This is a genomic window from Gordonia sp. NPDC003950 (assembly GCF_053605205.1).
Map to the genome: position 1 here is coordinate 51,447 of NZ_JBSGIT010000026.1, position 18,471 is coordinate 69,917.

Consider the following 18,471-nt stretch of genomic DNA (forward strand, 5'->3'; position numbering starts at 1 on the left):
CTAGCCGCTGTTGCGCAGCGCGGTGGCCAATCCGTTCATCGTCAGCTGGATGCCGCGACGGATGCGCGGCTCGTCGTCGCCGGCACGGAACCTGCGCAGCAACTCCACCTGCAGCAGATTCAGCGGCTCCAGATACGGGAAGCGGTTGTACACCGACCGTTTCAGCGCGGCATTGTCGGCCAGCAGATCGTTGGTCTCGGTGATCTTCGCGTACATCGCGATGGTGCGTTCGTGTTCGTCGACGATCATCCCGAACACCTTGTTGCGCAGTTCCTCGTCGGGAACCAGCTGCGCGTAACGATGCGCCAGGCCCATGTCCGATTTCGCCAGGACCTGCGCCATGTTCGACATGACGGTGCGGAAGAACGGCCACTGCTCGTAGTAGCGGCGCAGGGTCGCCAGCCGCGTCTCGTCGTCGCCGATCCACTGCTCGAAGGCCGAACCCGTGCCGTACCAGCCAGGCAGCATCACCCGCGACTGCGTCCACGACAGCACCCACGGTATCGCCCGTAGATCGGAGATCTTCTCGGTCTGCTTCCGCGAGGCAGGACGCGAACCGATGTTGAGCGCACCGATCTCCGACAGCGGGGTCGAGGTCGTGAAGTACTCGACGAAGCCGGGTGTCTCGTGCACGAGTTTGCTGTAGGCCGAGCGCGCCAGTGCGGCGATCTCGTCCATCGCGGTGTAGGCCTCCTCGGACTCGTCGCCGAGGCCCTCCACATCGAGCAGGGACGACTCGATCGTCGCCGCGAGCAGGGTCTCCAGGTTCCGCTCCGCCGTCACCGGCTCGGCGAACTTGGCGGCGATGATCTCGCCCTGTTCGGTCAGTCGCAACGATCCCTGCACCGCACCCGGGGGCTGGGCCAGGATCGCGTCGTAGCTCGGACCGCCGCCACGGCCGACGGTGCCGCCGCGACCGTGGAACAGGCGCAACCGGATCCCGGCCTTCCTCGCCGCCTCGACCAGGTCGAGTTCGCCGCGATACAGCGCCCAGTTGGCAGCCATGTAGCCGCCGTCCTTGTTCGAGTCCGAATAGCCGAGCATCACTTCCTGCATGTCGGCCTGTGAAGCGACCAGATCCCGGTAGAACGGCAGATCCAGTACCGCCAGCAGGGTTTCGGCACCCTGCTGCAGGTCCTCGATGGTCTCGAACAGCGGCACGATCCGCACCGTGGACACCAGCGAACCGGTCTCGTCGATCTCGATCAACCCGGCTTCCTTGAGCAGGATCATCGGTTCGAGCATGTCGCTGACCGAGGTACACATGCTGATGATGTAGTTCGGCACCGCATGCGGACCGAACTTCGCCACCGCTCGCGCGGCGGCACGCACGATCCCGAGCTCCTTGATGGCCAGCTCGCTCAGATCGGCGTCGGGGCTGGTCAGCGGCCGACGTGCGGTCAGTTCGGCGGTGAGGATCTCCACGCGCTCGGCCTCGTCGAGCGACTTGTAGTCCGGATGTACGCCCGCCCAGGCAAGGAGTTCGGCGATGACATCCTCGTGCATGTCCGAGTTCTGTCGCATGTCGAGCCCGGAGAGATGGAAACCGAAGGTGCGCACCGCCTCCCGCAAGGTCAACAGGCGGTCGTCGGCGATGATGTCATCGCCGGTGGACCGCAGGCCCTCATCGATCACGTCGAGATCGGCGAGCAATTCACCGGCGGTGACGTAGGGCTCGGCGCCGTCGAGCAGGAACAGGTCCGACTGCCGCATCACCTCTTCGCCGAACAGTTCGGTGGCCGTGGCGACGAGGCGAGAGCGGATGTGGCGCAGGGCGCGACGGAACGGCTCGTCGGCGGCGGGGTCCTCCCGCCCGACCCCGGCGAGTTCGTAGATCGGGTCATCGGCCGAGATCAGCCGCGTCGACATGCTCAATTCCTGTGCAAGACTGTGTAATTCATTGAGATGATGACCGACTGCGGTACGCGCGGCCAACGTCGTGGCCATCTCCACGATCTCGGCGGTGACGAACGGGTTGCCATCGCGGTCGCCGCCGATCCAGGATCCCATCCGCAGCATCGGCTCGTCGGCGAGACCGGCGTCGGGGTACGCCGCGCGCAGCGACTCCCGCACCCCGGTGTTGATCGTGGGGATCACGTCGAAGAACGCGGCGTCGTAATACCGCAGCCCGGAACGGATCTCGTCCTGGATGGTGAGTCGCTCAAGCCGGATCAGCGCGGTCTGCCACAGCGTGAGGATCTGCCGGCGCAGCCCCTGAATGACCTCGTCGGCCTCCGACGGTGTCAATTCGGTGCGGTCGCGGTAACGCATCAGTTCGGTGATTCGGTTCTGCGCCTCGAACACCGAACGACGACGTGTCTCGGTGGGGTGCGCGGTGATCACCGGGACGACCGTCGCGTCCGCGAGGGACGCCCCCACCTCGGCGTCGGACAGATCGGCGGCGGCGAGTTTCGCGTAGGTCGCTGCCAGGCTGCTGTCCTGCGGTGGGTCGCCGGCGCGCACGTGGATCGCGCGGCGACGCTCCCGGTGGATGTCCTCGGCCAGGTTGGCCAGCAGGGCGAAGTTGCTGAAGGCGCGGATGACCGGCATCGCCTTGTCGAGGTCGAGATCGGTGAACAGGTCGGCCAGTTCGGCCCGATCGATCTCGGCGCGGCGGATCTTGAACGCGGCCACCCGGGCGTTCTCGACCAGATCGAACACATCGGTTCCCGAGTGCTCCCGCACCATGTCGCCCAGGATCCCACCGAGGAGCCTGATGTCCTCCCGGAGAGGCTCGGTGAGCGCACGGCCCTCCTCGTCCACGGTGATGTGGTCGACGATGGGAATCGAGGGACGCCAACCCGGAGCGCCTGCGGACGGGTTCGATTGAGTCATGGGTGCAAGTATTCCGCGTCGACATCACCGTGGCATCTCGGGACAAGCCTCGTCACACAAACGCAAAGTGGCCCGGTTCCCCCAAGTCGGGAGACCGAGCCACGATGACCAGGCCGATCGCGGCCGGTCGAGCAGATCAGACGGGGCAGATCAGGCGGACAGCTTGATGTCGACGCCGATGCCGATGATGAAGATGAACCAGATGAGGCCGACGAAGATGGTCAGTCGGTCGAGGTTGCGCTCGACCACGCTGGATCCGGACAGACTGGACTGCACGCCGCCGCCGAACAGCGACGACAGGCCGCCACCCTTGCCCCGGTGCAGAAGAACCAGGATCACCAGCAGCACGCTGGTGATGATGAGGCCGATATCCAGCACAGTTTCGAGCACGGCGTAGGAATTCCTCTTCGATCGTCGGTGCGCACATCCCCCGCGGATGCACATCTGGGCAGGCCAGATCACCGTCAACGATGACCCGGCCCGCCCAGTGTACGCGTCGGAACTCCCCGTCAGGGCAGCGGGCCGCCCGCGGCGATCGCCGAGAGCGTCGCGAACTCATCGGCCTTGAGCGACGCCCCACCGACCAGAGCCCCGTCGACGTCGGTCTGACCGACGATCTCGCCGACGTTCTTCGAGTTCACCGACCCCCCGTAGAGCACGCGGACCGACGCGGCGGTCGACTCGTCGGCGATCTCCGCCAGCGCTGCTCGCACCGCGGCACACACCTCCTGTGCGTCGGCGGCACTGGCCACCCGCCCTGTGCCGATCGCCCAGACCGGCTCGTAGGCGATGACGACCTTGCCGATGTCCTCGGCCGACAGCCCCGCCAGCGATCCCTTGAGCTGGGTGACGTTGTAGGCCACATGCTCGCCGGACTCGCGGATGTCGAGTCCCTCACCGATGCACACGATCGGGGTCAGACCGTGCTTGAGTGCCGCTTTGGTCTTGGCCAGCACGACCTCGTCGGTCTCGGCGTGCATGGTGCGGCGCTCGGAGTGCCCGACCACCACGAAGGTGCATCCCAGCTTGGCCAGGAACGCCCCACTGATCTCACCGGTGTAGGCACCCGAATCGTGTTCGGACAGATCCTGCGCACCGTAGGTGAGCAGCAACTTGTCGCCGTCGACGACAGTCTGTACCGATCGGATGTCGGTGAACGGCGGGATCACCGTCACGTCGACCTTCTCGAAGTACTTGGCCGGCAACGCAAATGCGATCTTCTGAACCAGCGCGATGCCCTCGAGGTGGTTGAGGTTCATCTTCCAGTTGCCGGCGATCAGGGGTTTGCGGGCGCCGGGAGCCAAGCGAGCGGGCCCTGTTGATTCGCTCATGATTCCAGCACCTTCAGACCGGGGAGTTCCTTGCCCTCCAGGTATTCCAGCGACGCTCCGCCGCCGGTCGAGATGTGTGAGAAGTCGTCGTCGGGGAGCCCGAGGGTCCGCACCGCCGCGGCCGAGTCACCGCCGCCGACCACCGAGAACGCGCCGCCGGCGGTCGCCGCGGCGATCGCCTCGGCCACGCCCTTGGTGCCCGCGGAGAACTTCTCGAACTCGAATACGCCCGACGGGCCGTTCCAGAAGATGGTCTTGGCGCCGGAGAGCAGCGCGGCGAAGCGCTTGACCGACTCGGGACCGATGTCCAGGCCCATCCAGCCGTCGGGGATGGCGTCGACGGCCACCGTGTCGGATTCGGCGTCGGCGGCGAACTTGTCGGCCACCACCACGTCGACCGGCAGGTGGATCACGTCGCCGAACCGCTCCAGCAGGTCCTTGCAGACGTCGATCTGATCCTCCTGCAGCAGCGACGATCCGACCGAATGCCCTTGCGCGGCAAGGAAGGTGAAGGCCATCCCGCCGCCGATCACCAGGGTGTCGACCTTGGGTGCCAGCGCCTCGATGACGCCGAGTTTGTCCGACACCTTGGAGCCGCCGAGAACGACCGCGTACGGACGGTCCGGATCCTCGGTGAGCGTCGAGAGCACCTTCACCTCGGCTGCCACCAGTTCACCCGCGTAGTGCGGGAGCAGCTTGGCGACGTCGTAGACCGAGGCCTGCTTGCGGTGCACCACTCCGAAACCGTCGGACACGAAGGCACCGTCGTCACCCACGAGTTCGACGAGCGCCTTGGCGAGGGATTCCCGTTCGGCCTCGTCCTTTGAGGTCTCCCGCGGATCGAACCGGATGTTCTCCAGCAGCAGCACGTCGCCGTCGGTCAGCCCCTCGGCGCGGGCGAGCGCGTCGGACCCGACCACGTCCGCGGCGAGTTGGACGTTGCGGCCCAGTTCCTCACCGAGGCGCGCGGCCACCGGCGCCAATGAGTACTTCGGATCCGGTTCGCCCTTCGGCCGGCCGAGGTGAGCGGTGATGATCACCTTCGCCCCGGCTTCGATGAGCGCCGTCAGCGTCGGCAGAGAGGCGAGGATGCGGCCCGGATCGGTGATCGTCGATCCGTCCAGCGGGACGTTGAAGTCCGACCGAACCAGCACCCCGCGACCCGAAACGCCTTCGGCCAGAAGGTCTTTCAGAGTGGGTACACCCATTGCAGCGTTACTCCGTTGAGGTTGTGGACGTGTCGATCAGAGCGACTTGCCGACCAGGCCGGACAGGTCCACGAGGCGGTTGGAGTAGCCCCATTCGTTGTCGTACCAGGAGACGGCCTTGACCTGATTGCCGATGACCTTGGTCAGGCCCGCGTCAAACAGCGACGAGTGCGGATCGGTGACGATGTCGCTGGAGACGATCGGTGCGTCGTAGTACTTGAGAATGTTCTTGAGCGGCCCGTCGGCGGCGGCCTTCATGGCGGCATTGATCTCGTCGGCGGTCGCGGACTTCTCCAGGATCGCCGTGAGGTCGGTCACCGAGCCGGTCGGGATCGGCACGCGCAGTGCGTAACCGTCGAGCTTGCCCTTGAGTTCCGGCAGCACCAGGCCGATGGCCTTGGCCGCACCGGTCGAGGTGGGCACCACGTTGATCGCGGCGGCGCGCGCACGGCGCAGATCCTTGTGCGGACCGTCCTGCAGGTTCTGATCCTGGGTGTAGGCGTGCACGGTGGTCATCAGACCGGAGACGATGCCGAACTCGTCGTTGAGAACCTTGGCGAACGGCCCGAGGCAGTTCGTGGTGCACGACGCATTGGAGATGATGTTCTGGCTGCCGTCGTACTTGTCGTCGTTGACGCCCATGACGATGGTGATGTCCTCGCCGCTGGCGGGGGCGGAGATGATGACCTTCTTGGCACCGGCATCGATGTGGCCCTTGGCCTTCTCCGCCGCGGTGAAGATACCGGTCGACTCGACGACGACGTCGACACCGAGGTCTCCCCACGGGAGGGCGGCCGGGCCTTCCTTGACCTCGAGCGCCTTGATGCGCTGGTCGCCGACAACGATGAAATCGCCGTCGAGCGAGACGTCCTGCGGCAGGCGTCCCAGGATGGAATCGAACTTCAGCAGGTGAGCGAGAGTCGCATTGTCAGTGAGGTCGTTGACTGCGACGATCTCGATATCGGTGGTGCCCAAAGCCTTTTGCGCCTCTACGGCACGGAAGAAGTTGCGGCCGATGCGGCCGAATCCGTTGACGCCTACCCGAACAGTCACTTGATCGCTCCTTAGCGTTGGTCTCGGCGAGGACGAGGCGCCCGCGCCGCTCCGGTGGGCCGGTCCGCTCCTGGCAGACCGACGTCACCATCAGCCTAGTGGGACGCCCAATCGATGGCAGCCCGACGGGTCGATTAACGCTGCCCGGCCCGGTGGGGTGATCGCCTGGGTCCGGCGTCGCCTCACTCGTCCTCGAGCAGTTCCGAGGTGACCGCGGACTCGGTGTCCGGGAGGCCCTCGGCGTGTGCCTTCTTGTCCGCCGTCGACAACAACCGCCGAATCCGGCCAGCGACCGCATCCTTGGTCATCGGCGGGTCGGCGAGCTGGCCCAGTTCCTCCAGCGACGCCTGTCGGTGTGTGATCCGCAGATGTCCGGCCGCGGCGAGATGGTCGGGCACCTCGTCGCCGAGGATCTCCAGGGCCCGTTCCACCCGGGCGGCCGCGGCCACCGCGGCCCGCGCCGAACGACGCAGGTTCGCGTCGTCGAAGTTGGCGAGCCGGTTGGCCGTCGCGCGCACCTCACGGCGCATCCGTCGCTCTTCCCAGATCAGCCGGGTGTCGTGGGCACCCATCCGGGTGAGCAGCGCCCCGATGGCCTCGCCGTCGCGGATCACCACGCGGTCGGCCCCGCGGACCTCCCGGGCCTTGGCCGACACCCCGAGACGTCGGGCGGCACCGACGAGCGCCAGCGCCGACTCCGGGCCGGGGCAACTCACCTCCAGCGCCGAGGAACGTCCCGGCTCGGTCAGTGAGCCGTGCGCCAAAAACGCTCCGCGCCAGGCGGCCTCGGCATCGGCGACGCTGCCGCCGACCACCTGGGCGGGTAGCCCGCGAACCGGCCGGCCGCGCAGGTCGAGCAGTCCCGTCTGTCGGGCCAGACCTTCGCCGTCGTTGGTGACCCGCACGATGTAGCGGGCGGTCTTGCGCAGACCGCCGCCTCGCAGGACGTGCACCTCGGAGGTGTGTCCGTACAGATCGTGGATCTCGCGACGGAGGCGCCGGGCGACGTTGCCCATGTCGACCTCGGCTTCGACGACCACGCGACCACCGACGATGTGCAGTCCTCCCGCGAATCGCAGTAATGCCGACACCTCGGCCTTACGCGGGTTCACCTGCGTCACGGTGAGCCGACTCAACTCGTCCTTCACCGCAGCAGTCATCGCCACCGGTCCCTGGCCTCCTGTCATCGACTCACACCCACACCGGCCGCACTCACGACCGCCCCCCGTATTGCCGCCCGCCCCCGCATTCTCGTCCGCACAGCCTATCGGCTGAGTTCACGTAAGCACAGTTGCTTCACCAGGGCAGCGACTTTGACCGGGTCATGGACGTGGCGTCCCGGCACGGCGAGATCACCCACGTCCACGGTCGCGCCGAACTGTGCCGCCGCACGTTCGAGGTGTTCCCGCTCCCGGCCGGCCGGCACCGAGGCCTCGTCCACGACGACGTGATCGATCCGCAGCGTATCGGCATGTGCATGCAACACGTGCAGGTGCCGCTCCACCGAGAAACCGGGCGTCTCGCCCGGCTCGGGCGCCAGGTTGACGAACAGGATCTTGCGGGAGTTGCTGCGCCGCAACGCATCCAATTGATCAGGAACCAGCACATGCGGGATCACGCTGGAAAACCAGGACCCCGGGCCGAGTACCACCAGATCTGCCTCGTCGATCGCGGCCAGTGCCGGTTCACACGCAGGCGGATCGTTGGGTATCAGCCGCACCCGACGTACCTTGCCCGGTGTGGTGGCAACCGCGACCTGCCCACGGATCACTCGCGAGATCCGCGGATCCGATTCCAATCCCGAGACATCCGCCTCGATCTCGAGTGGCACCGCCGACATCGGCAGGACGCGGCCGCCCACGTCGAACACCCGCATCATCTCATCGAGCGCGGTCACCGGGTCGCCGAGAACTTCGGTCAGCCCGGCCAGCAACAGGTTGCCCACCGGGTGACCTGCCAGCGCCCCGTAGCCACCGAACCGGTGCTGCAGTGCCTCCGCCCACAATTCGTGCCGGCGCCGACCCTCGGCCCGATCACCGTCCGACGACATCTCCTCGAGTGCTGCGGGGGCGCACATCAGGGCCGCGATCGCCATCCGCAGATCGCCCGGCGGGATCACGCCCAACTCGCCACGCAGCCGCCCCGATGAGCCGCCGTCATCGGCGACGGTGACCACCGCGGTGATATCGGGACTCAGGTAGCGCATCGCCGTCAACGTCGCATACAGGCCGTGCCCGCCGCCGAGCGCGGCGATCTTCATCGACGTCATTCGCGTCCCAGATCCCGATGCATCACCCGGACGTCGTAGCGGGCCGCGCCGCCGTCGTCGGCCAACGCCCGAAGATGGCGGGCCAACTCCTCGGCAATGGCCACGCTGCGGTGCTTGCCACCCGTGCATCCGATACCGATCGTCATGTAACGCTTACCTTCTCGCAGATAGCCCTTGCCCACCACACCGATCAACTCGGTGTAGAGATCGACAAATCGTCCGGCTTCCTCCTGACCGAGGACATAGTCGCGGACCGGCGCGTCGCGGCCGTTGAGTTCTAGGAGTTCGGCGACCCAGTACGGGTTGGGCAGGAACCTGACGTCGGCGACCAGGTCGGAGTCGATCGGGAGACCGTACTTGAATCCGAAGGACTGCACCGCCACGCTCAACCTGGAGTTGGCGTCGTGCGGATACGAGTCCTCCACCACCTCACGCAGTTTCGCCACGGTCAGCGAGGAGGTCTCGACGACGAGGTCGGCGGTGTCCTTGATCGGCGCCAGGATCACCCGCTCCCGCGCGATGCCCTCGATCAGGGTTTCACTGCCCTGCAGGGGATGTCGGCGACGAACCTGTTCGAATCGGCGGACCAACACCTGATCGGAGGCGTCGAGAAACAGCACCCGCGTCTGCGTTCCCGATTCCTCGAGTACCGAACGCAGGGAACGAACCTCATCGCCGAGCGATGAATCGGTGGCGCGCAGCACCATCGCCAGACGCAGGATGGGCGGGTCGCTGTCACGCACGACGTCGACCATCGTCGAGATCAGCGCCGGCGGCACGTTGTCGGCGACGTACCAGCCGTCGTCCTCGAGCACATTGGCCACCGTCGAACGCCCCGCGCCCGACATGCCGGCCACGAACAACACCATCAGAGAGTCGCCGTCGTCGTTGCTCATGGATACTCCACTCACTCGCTGGTGGTCTGCGGGCGCTGGGCCCGCCTGATCATTGCCGGTCGTCATCGGGTGCTGCTCGCTTCCGGGGTGCTGTGTTCGACATTGTGGTTCGGACCGGGCTGTTCGGGAGCTCCGGAGGTGACACCGACCGTGGCCGGATCAGCAGTGTCTGGACGGGCCGTGACGTCGGTGGACGCGGGCTCCGACTCGGTGGTGTCGGCGGCCAGCGCGTCGTGCACCACGGTCGCGGTGGTGACACCGATCCCGGGGACCTGGGCGATGTCATCGACCGAGGCCTCCCGCAGACGCGCCACCGAACCGAAGTGGGTGACCAAGGCGTTGCGCCGGGTGCGGCCGAGACCGGGCACGCCGTCGAGGACCGACTCGGTCATCCGTCTGCTGCGCTTGCTGCGATGGAAGGTGATCGCGAACCGGTGCGCCTCGTCACGGACCCGTTGTAACAGGAAGAGCGCTTCGCTCGACCGTGGCAGGATGACCGGTTCGTCGTCGCCGGGAACCCAGATCTCCTCTAGTCTCTTGGCCAGGCCGATGACCGCGACGTCGGTGACGCCGAGTTCGTCGAGGACCGCCGCGGCGGCGTGTACCTGGGGCGCGCCACCGTCGACGACGAAGAGGTTGGGCGGATAGGCGAAACGCCTGGGCTTGTGGGTATCCGGGTCGATTACCTGCGAAGCGACACCCTGCTCCTGATCGGCTCGATGCCGCAGGAAACGACGCCGGGTGACCTCGGCGATGGAGGCCACGTCGTCGGAGCGGCCTTCCCCGGCCGCCTCGCGGATCGAGTAGTGGCGGTAGTCCGACTTGCGGGGCAGTCCGTCCTCGAACACCACCAGCGACGCGACCACGTCGGTCCCCTGGACGTGGCTGATGTCCACGCATTCGATGCGCAGCGGCGCCTGATCCAGGCCGAGGCCCTCTTGGAGTTCGGTCAACGCCGCCGATCGCGTGGTCAGATCACCCGCGCGACGTAACTTGTGCTGCGCCAGGGCCTCTGACGCGTTGCGTTCGACCGTCTCGAACAGGGCCTTCTTGTCACCACGCTGCGGCACTCGCAGGCTGACCCTGCTGCCCCGCAGGTCGGAGAGGAACTCGGTGAGCTCATCGACCTCGGCAGGCACGGCGGGGACCAGCACTTCACGCGGAACCGACTCCCCGCGGGCACGGTCGGAACCGACGGATACGGTTGCGTCGAGATCGACCTGCGCACCATAGAACTGGGTGAGGAACTGCCCGACCTGCTCGCCGAGCGAATCGTCGTCGGACTTCTCGACCACCCATCCCCGTTCACCGCGGACACGTCCGTCTCGGACGTGGAAGATCTGCACCGACACCTCGAGGTCGTCGCCGACCATGGCGATGATGTCGGCATCGGTGCCGTCACCGAGGACCACCGCCTGCTTCTCCATCGCCCGCCGCATGGCGCCGAGGTCATCCCGCAGTCGGGCCGCGCGTTCGAAATCGAGTTCCGTTGCCGCCGCGGTCATCTCGCGTTCCAGACGTTTCATCATCTGGTCAGTGCGGCCGGCGAGGAAGTCACAGAAATCGTCGACGATCTCGCGGTGTTCGGTGGCGGAGACCCGCCCGATGCAGGGCGCGGCGCACTTGTCGATGTAGCCGAGCAGGCACGGGCGATCGATTTGTCGGTGACGTTTGAACACCCCGTTCGAGCATGTCCGCGCGGGAAAGACCCGCGTCAGCAGGTCGACGGTCTCACGGATGGCCCACGCATGTGAGTACGGCCCGAAATAGCGCACGCCGCGTCGCCGGGGACCGCGGTAGACGAACAGCCGCGGATACTCCTCGTTGAGGGTGACCGCGAGCATCGGATAGCTCTTGTCGTCGCGGTAACGGACGTTGAAGCGCGGATCGAATTCCTTGATCCAGTTGTACTCGAGTTGGAGTGCCTCGACCTCGGTGCCGACGACGGTCCACTCCACCGATGCGGCCGTCGTCACCATCTGCCGGGTACGCGGATGCAGCGACACGATGTCGGCGAAGTAGGAGGTCAGCCGCGACCGCAGATTCTTGGCCTTACCGACGTAGATGACCCGCCCATGGGTATCGCGGAACTTGTAGACGCCGGGATCGGTGGGAATCGTCCCGGGCGCGGGACGGTAGGTACTCGGGTCGGCCACCACTCCAGGCTAGTCGTCCGTCCCGACAGGCGGGTCGCTCACTCGTCGCGCGGCCCCGACATGTCGGTCCAGACCCTCAATCCATCGGTCGAGCCGTGCGGAGCGCTAGCGTTGGCCGCCGCACTGAGCTCCGCCGACACAAAACCCCTGTCCGCCGGGCCGAGCTTGCCGTGGTCGAGGTCGAGACCCGGTGAGACAAGACTGAAACCCTGTCCACCCCAACCTCATCGGGCCATACACACCCTGCGGATAGAAAACACTTGCGAGTGGCGATGGGAGTCCATACGAGAACATATACGCCGCAACGGCTTTCTCGGGGGGAGGTGACATCAGCATGACAGACACCACCGACACTCCCCCTATGTCACGACCACTGCAGTTGATGCATCAACTCTCCGAGATCTTTGATGAGTTGGCCGAGACTCCGATGACCGCCTGCTCGGACCTCGAGGTGGTAGGGGCGGCGACACGCGGCGGCTATCGCTCCGGACCGGCTCGAACCAGCAGATCAGGGTACGCTCGCCGACCCACGTCGACTCGGCCAACCAGGTTGGGCTCTGGCTTCTTATCGAGTAGACCTGCGGTAGCGCTGTTCGATCTGGCGATAGCGCTCCATCGCGGCGACGGCGCGCTCACCATCCCCCGCCTGGATCGCGAGGACGGGCACGTGCTCATCCGCAGGAAGCTCGAGTTGGCCGCCGAACCCCTTGTCGGGGTAGGTCAATCCACGCACCTGATCCCAGGTGAAGAGTCGCTCGGTGGCGAGATTGCGAACCGACACCCCCCTGCTGCCCACTCGTAGCCGAGGTCTGGTGAGCAACATGCACGCACCAGCGATCACGATGCCGATGGTGATCACGGCGGCCTGATCCGACCAGCCGATGTTGTCGGGGCCGGTGTTGGAGATGGTCAGCAACAGCCCGAAGGTGATGTGGATGATCAGGACCACGACGGCGGCCGCGACCGCGATGACAGCGAGCCGACGCGAACGGTAGTCCATGTCCCACTCCGCGCTGCCGGTATCGGATTGGCCGGTCATCTTGGTATATCCGAGGTTTCGCGCCGCATCACTCACGAGGAGACGCCGGTACGCAGCGACCGCAAGGTCAACGCCGACGCCAACGCCGCGGTGGTGGCCTGAGCTCCCTTGTCCTCCTTGGAATCCGGGAGTCCGGCCCTGTCGAGGGCCTGTTGTTCGGTGTTGGTGGTGAGCACGCCATTGCCGACCGGTGTCGACTCGTCCAACGAGACGCGGGTCAGACCGGCGGTGACCGCGTCGCAGACGTAGTCGAAATGTGGTGTCTCACCCTTGATCACGACACCGAGGGCGACCACCGCGTCGTGGGTTCGGGCCAGTGCCTGCACGATCACGGGCAGTTCGATCGCCCCGGCGACGTGCACGATCGTGGGGTCGGTCACGCCATGCTGCTCGGCGGCACGAACGGCTCCGTCGAGCAGTGCGCGGCAGATCGTCTCATGCCATTGCGAGGAGACGATCGCCAGTCGCAGTGCGCCCGCATCGCCGAGGTCGAGGGTGGGTTCGCCGTGACCGCTCACGCGAGATCCCCGTCCCCGGCCGCCGCCGGCGCCTCCCAGGTGTCCAGCCCGGTCAGATCGTGACCCATCCGGTCGCGTTTGGTCTGCAGGTAACGCAGGTTCTCCTTGTTGGCACGTACCGGCATCGGGACCCGTTCGACGATATGCAGTCCGTAGCCGTCCAGGCCGACGCGCTTGGCCGGATTGTTGGTGAGCAGACGCATCGACGACACACCGAGATCGACAAGGATCTGAGCGCCGAGACCGTAGTCGCGGGAGTCGGCGGGCAGGCCGAGTTGCAGATTGGCGTCGACGGTGTCGGAGCCGGCGTCCTGCAGCTGATAGGCCTGCAGCTTGTGCAGCAGACCGATGCCACGACCCTCATGCCCGCGCATGTAGAGGACGATGCCGCGTCCCTCGTCGGCGACCATCTCCATTGCGGCGTCGAGTTGCGGACCGCAATCGCAGCGCAGTGAGCCGAACACGTCACCGGTGAGACACTCCGAGTGCACCCGCACCAGCACATCGCTGCCGGTGCCGTCCTCGCCGGCGATGTCGCCCTTGACGAGCGCGATGTGCTCGACGTCGTCGTGGATGCTGGTGTAGCCCACGGCCCGGAAGTCCCCGTGGCGGGTGGGGATTCGCGCATCGGCCACACGAACGACGTGCTTCTCGTGGCGGCGACGCCAGGCGATGAGGTCGGCAATCGAGATCAGTGCGAGGTCATGTTCGTCGGCGAAGATCCGAAGCTCGTCGGTCTGGGCCATCGCGCCTTCGTCCTTTTGCGACACGATCTCGCAGATGACACCGGCGGGGGTGAGTCCGGCCAGCCGGGCCAGGTCGACCGCGGCCTCGGTGTGGCCGGGACGGCGCAACACACCGCCTTCCTTCGCACGTAACGGCACGACGTGACCCGGCCGGGTGAAGTCCGCGGGCCCGGTCGTCGGGTCGGCGAGCAGGCGCATCGTGACCGAACGGTCGGCGGCGCTGATACCGGTACCTATGCCCTCCTTCGCGTCGACGGTGACGGTGTAGGCGGTGCCGTGCTTGTCCTGATTGATCGAGTACATCGGCGGCAGACCGAGCCGATCGCAGTCCTCACCGTCGAGCGGGACACACAGATACCCGGAGGTGTAGCGCACCATGAACGCCACCAACTCGGGGGTGGCCTTCTCCGCGGCGAAGATCAGGTCGCCCTCGTTCTCGCGGTCCTCGTCGTCGACCACGACGACCGCCTTGCCCGCGGCGATATCGGCGATCGCACGTTCGACCGTGTCGAGTTGGACTCTCTCGGTTGTGGTGTCACTCATCACTTCGCCTCTGTCTTGCTCTGTGTTCGGTCTTCGTGTTCTGGGCGCTCTGCAGTCGCTCAACGTATTTCGCGATGACATCGACTTCGAGGTTGACCACAGCGCCCACCGATGCGGTACCCAGGTTCGTTTCCTGCAACGTTGTCGGGATCAGCGAAATTTCGAACCAGTCACCGGTGTCGTCGACACCGACGGCGGACACGGTCAGGGACACCCCGTCGACGGTGATCGAACCCTTCTCGACGAGGTAGCGACTCAGATGCGAATCCATGCCGATCCGTACGACCGTCCAGTTCTCTGACGGGCTGGTGGCCCGGATGGTGCCGGTGCCGTCCACATGTCCCTGGACGATGTGCCCACCGAATCGGCCGCCCGCGGGCATGGCGCGTTCCAGGTTGACGGGACTGCCGGGCTCGAGTCGGTCCAGCGAACTGCGGTGCAGGGTTTCGGCCATCACGTCGACGGTGAACTTCTCGTCGTCGTATTCGACCACCGTCAGACAGACACCATTGACGGCGATGGAGTCGCCGAATCCTGCGTCGGAGGTGACCAGCGGGCCACGGATGGTGAGTCGGGCGGCGTCGGTGAGGTCGTCACGACCGACGAGTGAACCCAATTCTTCGACGATGCCGGTGAACACCTGCTCCTCCTGTCGACCTTCACTCGGGAGCGGACAGGACGGCGCCGGTCGCCGTCATGTTCTCTCGCATCCGGACTGTGACCGTCGGCTCCGGAATCACACCGGAATCTGCTGACCCCGTCGGTGAGACGGGCGCTCGCGGGCTCGGTGCCGCAACTGCGACGCCATCACCGCCGGTGGGGAGTTTCACCCCGCCCCGAGAACGTACGACATCGACGCTAGCACGTGGGAAAACGCCGAACCAGTACGCCGGTCCACTTACGGTTCTCGCCGGGGTCGGGCGGGTAACATCACGCCGTGGATTGTCCCGGGCCGCTGCAGTCGGCCCGGCACTCGAGAAGGGCAACGCGAACATGGCCGATCCCAGAACGACGACGTCTCCCGGTGCGTCGCGACGCTCCCCCGGAAACGTGGTTGCCGGACTGCTGAAACGCTTTTGGCTCCCGCTGATCCTGATTGTTGCCGCGGTGATCTTCATCGCCCAGAACACCCAGCATGTCAGCGTCGACTTCCTGTTTCTGCAGATCAGTTCCTGGCTGTGGTTGATCCTCACGATCGTCGCCGTCGGCGGGGTGCTCGCCGGGTGGATTCTGGGCCGCAACGGAGCGCGAAAGAAGTCGGACTGACACCCGGCGGGCTTCGTCGTGAGGCGGCCCGGACCGGATCGGTGCGACGACTCAGTTCGACAACCGCGGACAGCGGCAGGTCAGCAGGATGTCGTCACCCAGTCGTTCGATTCCGTCGAGTCGCAGTCGGGTCGCATCCGACAGGGTGGTGACCGCGTCGCTGTGCACCGCTGACGCCCCGGCACCGAGGACGGTCGGGGCGAGGTAGGCCTCCACCTCGTCGACGAGGCCGGCGTCGAGGAACGCCCCGATGATGCGGGGACCGCCCTCCACGAGCACCCAGGTGGTGTCATCGAGTGCGGCGAGAACCTGCTCCGGGTCGTGGGTGTGGACGTGGCGGAACTCACCGAACGGACGGCTGATCGCCGCACCGTCCGGAATCTCTCTGTGCCCCACGGCAACCCGGATCGGCTGCCGGTCGGAGAGGGAGCCGTCGGGCAGGCGTGCCGTCAACGCGGGATCGTCGGCGAGCACGGTGCCGGTGCCGACGATGATGGCGTCGATCTCGGCGCGCTGCCGGTGCGCTCGGGCCCGGGCGACGCCACCGGTGATCCACCGACTCGTTCCGTCCGGGGCGGCGATGCGGCCGTCGAGGGTGGCAGCGATCTTCGCGGTCACCAGGGGCCTGCCGTACTGCTGCCGAAACAGCCATCCGCGCAACGGGCCCGACCGTGCGGCCGCTTCGCCGACGGCGTCGATCACCTCGACGCCCGCGGCGCGTAAGCGGTCGGCGCCACCGGATGCGGTGGGATTCGGATCGGCGACCGCGTAGACGACCCGACGCACGCCTGCCTCGATGAGCGCCACGGCGCACGGCCCGGTGCGGCCGGTGTGGTTGCACGGTTCGAGTGTGACCACCGCGGTCGCGCCGCGGGCGGCCTCACCCGCCGCCCGCAATGCCATCACCTCGGCGTGCCCCTCGCCGGCGCGTTGGGTGTGGCCGCGCGAGATCTCGGTGCCGTCGTCGGCGATGATGAGCGCCCCGACCGCCGGATTGGGTCGGGAAAGACTCAGCGCCAGAGACGAATAGGCGATCGCGTCGGCCATCGCCGCGTCGAGGACGGTCATCGGGGGCGCCATGGCGTTGCTCGCGGCTAGTCGACGCGCGCTGCGGCGGCCTTCTCGCGGAGCGCCGCCACCGCAGCTCCGGCATCCTCGGCTCCGTAGACCGCCGACCCGGCGACGAAGCAGTCGACGCCGGCCTCGGCCGCCTCGGCGATCGTGGCGTCGGCGATGCCCCCGTCGATCTCGACGAGCAGGCGCAGATCGCCGGAGTCGATGACCTTGCGGATCTCGCGGACCTTGCCGAGCACCTCGGGCATGAACTTCTGACCACCGAACCCGGGTTCCACACTCATCACGAGCAGGGTGTCGAACCCGCGCAGAATCTCCAGGTAGGGATCGAGCGGCGTGCCGGGCTTGATGGCCAGCCCGGCCTTTCCACCGACAGCGCGGATGTCCTTCGCGACCGAGACCGGGTCGTCGGTGGCCTCCGCGTGGAAGGTGACGTTGTAGGCGCCGGCCTCGGCATATGGCGGGGCCCAGCGGCCCGGGTCCTCGATCATCAGATGACAGTCGAGCGGGATGTCGGTGGCCTTGAGCAGGCTTTCGACGATGGGCAGCCCCAAGGTCAGGTTGGGGACGAAGTGGGCGTCCATCACGTCGACGTGCAACCAGTCGGCGCGCGAGGGACCGGGACCGGACACGGCGGCGGCCTCGGCGGCCAGATTGGCGAAGTCGGCCGACAGGATCGACGGCGCGATCATCGGGGCAATCGGGGAACTCATGGCAGACAATTTACGCGGCCGGTGGTCGTACGGTGGGCACCGGTCACTCGGGCAGCGTCAGGATGCGCGGTCCGTCGTCGGTGATGGCGATGGTGTGTTCGGAGTGCGCGCCGTACGAGCCGTCGGCCAATCGCAGCGTCCAGCCGTCCGGGTCGGTGACCAGCTCGTCGGTGCCCAACCCCCACCACGGTTCGAGCGCCAGGGTCATTCCGGTCGCCAGTTTCAGCCCCCGATGCGGCCTGCCCCGGTTGGGGATGTGTGGGTCCTCGTGCATCGTCTTTCCCAGGCCGTGCCCACCGAAGTCGGTGTTGACCCGGTAACCGCCTCGCCGCGCGACCGCTCCGATCGCGGCGGACACGTCGCCGAGCCGATTGCCCGGCAGCGCGGCGGCGATACCGGCGTCGAGGGCGGAGCGGGTGGACGCGACGAGCGCGTCGATCTCGGTGGTCGCCGATCCGACGGGAACAGTGATCGCCGAATCGGCGACCCAGCCGTCGATCGACACGGCGAGGTCGAGGCTGAGCAGATCACCGTCGGCGAGAACGTAATCGTGCGGAAGGCCGTGCAGCACAGCAGCATTGACGGACAGGCAGATGACATTGCGGAACGGCCCACGCCCGAAGGACGGCGAGTAGTCCCAGTAGCACGACACCGCTCCCCGCTCGTCGAGCATCGTGCGTGCGTGGTGTTCGAGATCCAGCAGGTTCACGCCGGGTTCGGCGCGTGCCGCGAGTGTGTGGAGCACCTCGGCCACAAATCGGCCCGTCACCGCCATCGCGTCGATCTCTCGGGGTGACTTGAGTTCGATCATGCCGGGCAATCCT

17 protein-coding genes and 1 riboswitch are annotated in these 18,471 nt (G+C 66.7%); of the genes, 1 reads left to right on the forward strand and 16 read right to left on the reverse strand.

Translation table 11 applies throughout. The annotated features are described in order from the left end of the window. From ppc to ACWETB_RS20170, 13 genes are all read right to left on the reverse strand, one after another. Window positions 1-2,835 carry a phosphoenolpyruvate carboxylase gene (gene ppc / locus ACWETB_RS20110; protein ID WP_452213179.1) on the reverse strand — a complete coding sequence of 945 codons (2,835 nt, stop codon included), beginning with the start codon at window positions 2,833-2,835 and terminating at the stop codon, window positions 1-3. A gap of 150 nt (window positions 2,836-2,985) precedes the next feature. Next, entirely contained in the window at window positions 2,986-3,225 is a 240-nt protein-coding gene (gene secG / locus ACWETB_RS20115) for a preprotein translocase subunit SecG (RefSeq protein ID WP_348803724.1), read from the reverse strand. 119 nt (window positions 3,226-3,344) lie between these two features. Further along, complete coding sequence (tpiA, locus tag ACWETB_RS20120; protein ID WP_449742921.1) at window positions 3,345-4,166, reverse strand: triose-phosphate isomerase; 822 nt, start codon at window positions 4,164-4,166, stop codon at window positions 3,345-3,347. Beyond that, window positions 4,163-5,374: a phosphoglycerate kinase gene (locus tag ACWETB_RS20125; protein ID WP_449742922.1), complete on the reverse strand. Its 1,212-nt coding sequence runs from the start codon at window positions 5,372-5,374 to the stop codon at window positions 4,163-4,165. Before ACWETB_RS20125 ends, tpiA begins: the two co-directional genes overlap by 4 nt. A gap of 36 nt (window positions 5,375-5,410) precedes the next feature. Then, on the reverse strand, window positions 5,411-6,427 hold the full coding sequence (gene gap, locus ACWETB_RS20130; protein WP_452213182.1) for a type I glyceraldehyde-3-phosphate dehydrogenase: 1,017 nt from the start codon (window positions 6,425-6,427) through the stop codon (window positions 5,411-5,413). Between the two features lie 182 nt (window positions 6,428-6,609). Beyond that, window positions 6,610-7,587: a DNA-binding protein WhiA gene (gene whiA, locus ACWETB_RS20135; protein WP_449743001.1), complete on the reverse strand. Its 978-nt coding sequence runs from the start codon at window positions 7,585-7,587 to the stop codon at window positions 6,610-6,612. A gap of 104 nt (window positions 7,588-7,691) precedes the next feature. Further along, window positions 7,692-8,696 (reverse strand): gluconeogenesis factor YvcK family protein, encoded by a 1,005-nt coding sequence (locus ACWETB_RS20140; protein WP_449742923.1) that lies wholly within the window; start codon window positions 8,694-8,696, stop codon window positions 7,692-7,694. After that, window positions 8,693-9,592 carry an RNase adapter RapZ gene (rapZ, locus tag ACWETB_RS20145; RefSeq protein ID WP_452213184.1) on the reverse strand — a complete coding sequence of 300 codons (900 nt, stop codon included), beginning with the start codon at window positions 9,590-9,592 and terminating at the stop codon, window positions 8,693-8,695. Before rapZ ends, ACWETB_RS20140 begins: the two co-directional genes overlap by 4 nt. A gap of 62 nt (window positions 9,593-9,654) precedes the next feature. Next, complete coding sequence (gene uvrC / locus ACWETB_RS20150; RefSeq protein ID WP_452213186.1) at window positions 9,655-11,748, reverse strand: excinuclease ABC subunit UvrC; 2,094 nt, start codon at window positions 11,746-11,748, stop codon at window positions 9,655-9,657. Window positions 11,749-12,313: 565 nt separating this feature from the next. Next, a complete protein-coding gene (locus tag ACWETB_RS20155) occupies window positions 12,314-12,787 on the reverse strand; it encodes a PH domain-containing protein (RefSeq protein ID WP_449742926.1) in 474 nt (157 codons plus the stop codon). Window positions 12,788-12,819: 32 nt separating this feature from the next. Continuing rightward, window positions 12,820-13,305, reverse strand: a complete 486-nt coding sequence (ribH, locus tag ACWETB_RS20160) for a 6,7-dimethyl-8-ribityllumazine synthase (protein ID WP_449742927.1) — start codon at window positions 13,303-13,305, stop codon at window positions 12,820-12,822. Next, the gene (locus tag ACWETB_RS20165) at window positions 13,302-14,594 is read right to left on the reverse strand and encodes a bifunctional 3,4-dihydroxy-2-butanone-4-phosphate synthase/GTP cyclohydrolase II (RefSeq protein ID WP_449742928.1); all 1,293 of its coding nucleotides are present in this window, start codon (window positions 14,592-14,594) and stop codon (window positions 13,302-13,304) included. The genes ribH and ACWETB_RS20165 overlap by 4 nt, the downstream gene beginning before the upstream one ends. Next, window positions 14,587-15,234: a riboflavin synthase gene (locus ACWETB_RS20170; RefSeq protein ID WP_452213189.1), complete on the reverse strand. Its 648-nt coding sequence runs from the start codon at window positions 15,232-15,234 to the stop codon at window positions 14,587-14,589. Before ACWETB_RS20170 ends, ACWETB_RS20165 begins: the two co-directional genes overlap by 8 nt. Before the next feature lie 54 nt (window positions 15,235-15,288). Continuing rightward, a riboswitch (FMN riboswitch) is annotated at window positions 15,289-15,442 on the reverse strand. A gap of 145 nt (window positions 15,443-15,587) precedes the next feature. On the opposite strand from ACWETB_RS20170, the gene ACWETB_RS20175 reads away from it, so the two are divergent. Continuing rightward, window positions 15,588-15,860: a lipopolysaccharide assembly protein LapA domain-containing protein gene (locus ACWETB_RS20175; RefSeq protein WP_449742930.1), complete on the forward strand. Its 273-nt coding sequence runs from the start codon at window positions 15,588-15,590 to the stop codon at window positions 15,858-15,860. A gap of 51 nt (window positions 15,861-15,911) precedes the next feature. Here the strand turns inward: ACWETB_RS20175 and ribD are convergent, their stop codons facing one another. The 3 genes from ribD to map are packed head-to-tail and all read right to left on the reverse strand — an operon-like array spanning window position 15,912 to window position 18,458. Next, entirely contained in the window at window positions 15,912-16,940 is a 1,029-nt protein-coding gene (ribD, locus tag ACWETB_RS20180; RefSeq protein WP_452213191.1) for a bifunctional diaminohydroxyphosphoribosylaminopyrimidine deaminase/5-amino-6-(5-phosphoribosylamino)uracil reductase RibD, read from the reverse strand. Window positions 16,941-16,954: 14 nt separating this feature from the next. Beyond that, entirely contained in the window at window positions 16,955-17,647 is a 693-nt protein-coding gene (rpe, locus tag ACWETB_RS20185) for a ribulose-phosphate 3-epimerase (protein WP_452213193.1), read from the reverse strand. A 43-nt stretch (window positions 17,648-17,690) separates the two neighbouring features. Then, window positions 17,691-18,458, reverse strand: coding sequence for a type I methionyl aminopeptidase (gene map, locus ACWETB_RS20190; RefSeq protein ID WP_452213195.1), 768 nt, complete (start codon window positions 18,456-18,458; stop codon window positions 17,691-17,693). Between the last annotated feature and the right edge of the window lie 13 nt (window positions 18,459-18,471).

Coding starts and splice junctions, on each gene's coding strand:
- tpiA (WP_449742921.1), bottom strand. CDS start 4,166: ATGAGCGAATCAACAGGGCCCGCTCGCTTGGCTCCCGGCGCCCGCAAA.
- ACWETB_RS20155 (WP_449742926.1), bottom strand. CDS start 12,787: ATGACCGGCCAATCCGATACCGGCAGCGCGGAGTGGGACATGGACTAC.
- ppc (WP_452213179.1), bottom strand. CDS start 2,835: ATGACTCAATCGAACCCGTCCGCAGGCGCTCCGGGTTGGCGTCCCTCG.
- map (WP_452213195.1), bottom strand. CDS start 18,458: ATGATCGAACTCAAGTCACCCCGAGAGATCGACGCGATGGCGGTGACG.
- ACWETB_RS20165 (WP_449742928.1), bottom strand. CDS start 14,594: ATGAGTGACACCACAACCGAGAGAGTCCAACTCGACACGGTCGAACGT.
- ACWETB_RS20175 (WP_449742930.1), top strand. CDS start 15,588: ATGGCCGATCCCAGAACGACGACGTCTCCCGGTGCGTCGCGACGCTCC.
- rapZ (WP_452213184.1), bottom strand. CDS start 9,592: ATGAGCAACGACGACGGCGACTCTCTGATGGTGTTGTTCGTGGCCGGC.
- ACWETB_RS20125 (WP_449742922.1), bottom strand. CDS start 5,374: ATGGGTGTACCCACTCTGAAAGACCTTCTGGCCGAAGGCGTTTCGGGT.
- ACWETB_RS20140 (WP_449742923.1), bottom strand. CDS start 8,696: ATGACGTCGATGAAGATCGCCGCGCTCGGCGGCGGGCACGGCCTGTAT.
- rpe (WP_452213193.1), bottom strand. CDS start 17,647: ATGAGTTCCCCGATTGCCCCGATGATCGCGCCGTCGATCCTGTCGGCC.
- ribD (WP_452213191.1), bottom strand. CDS start 16,940: ATGGCGCCCCCGATGACCGTCCTCGACGCGGCGATGGCCGACGCGATC.
- whiA (WP_449743001.1), bottom strand. CDS start 7,587: ATGACTGCTGCGGTGAAGGACGAGTTGAGTCGGCTCACCGTGACGCAG.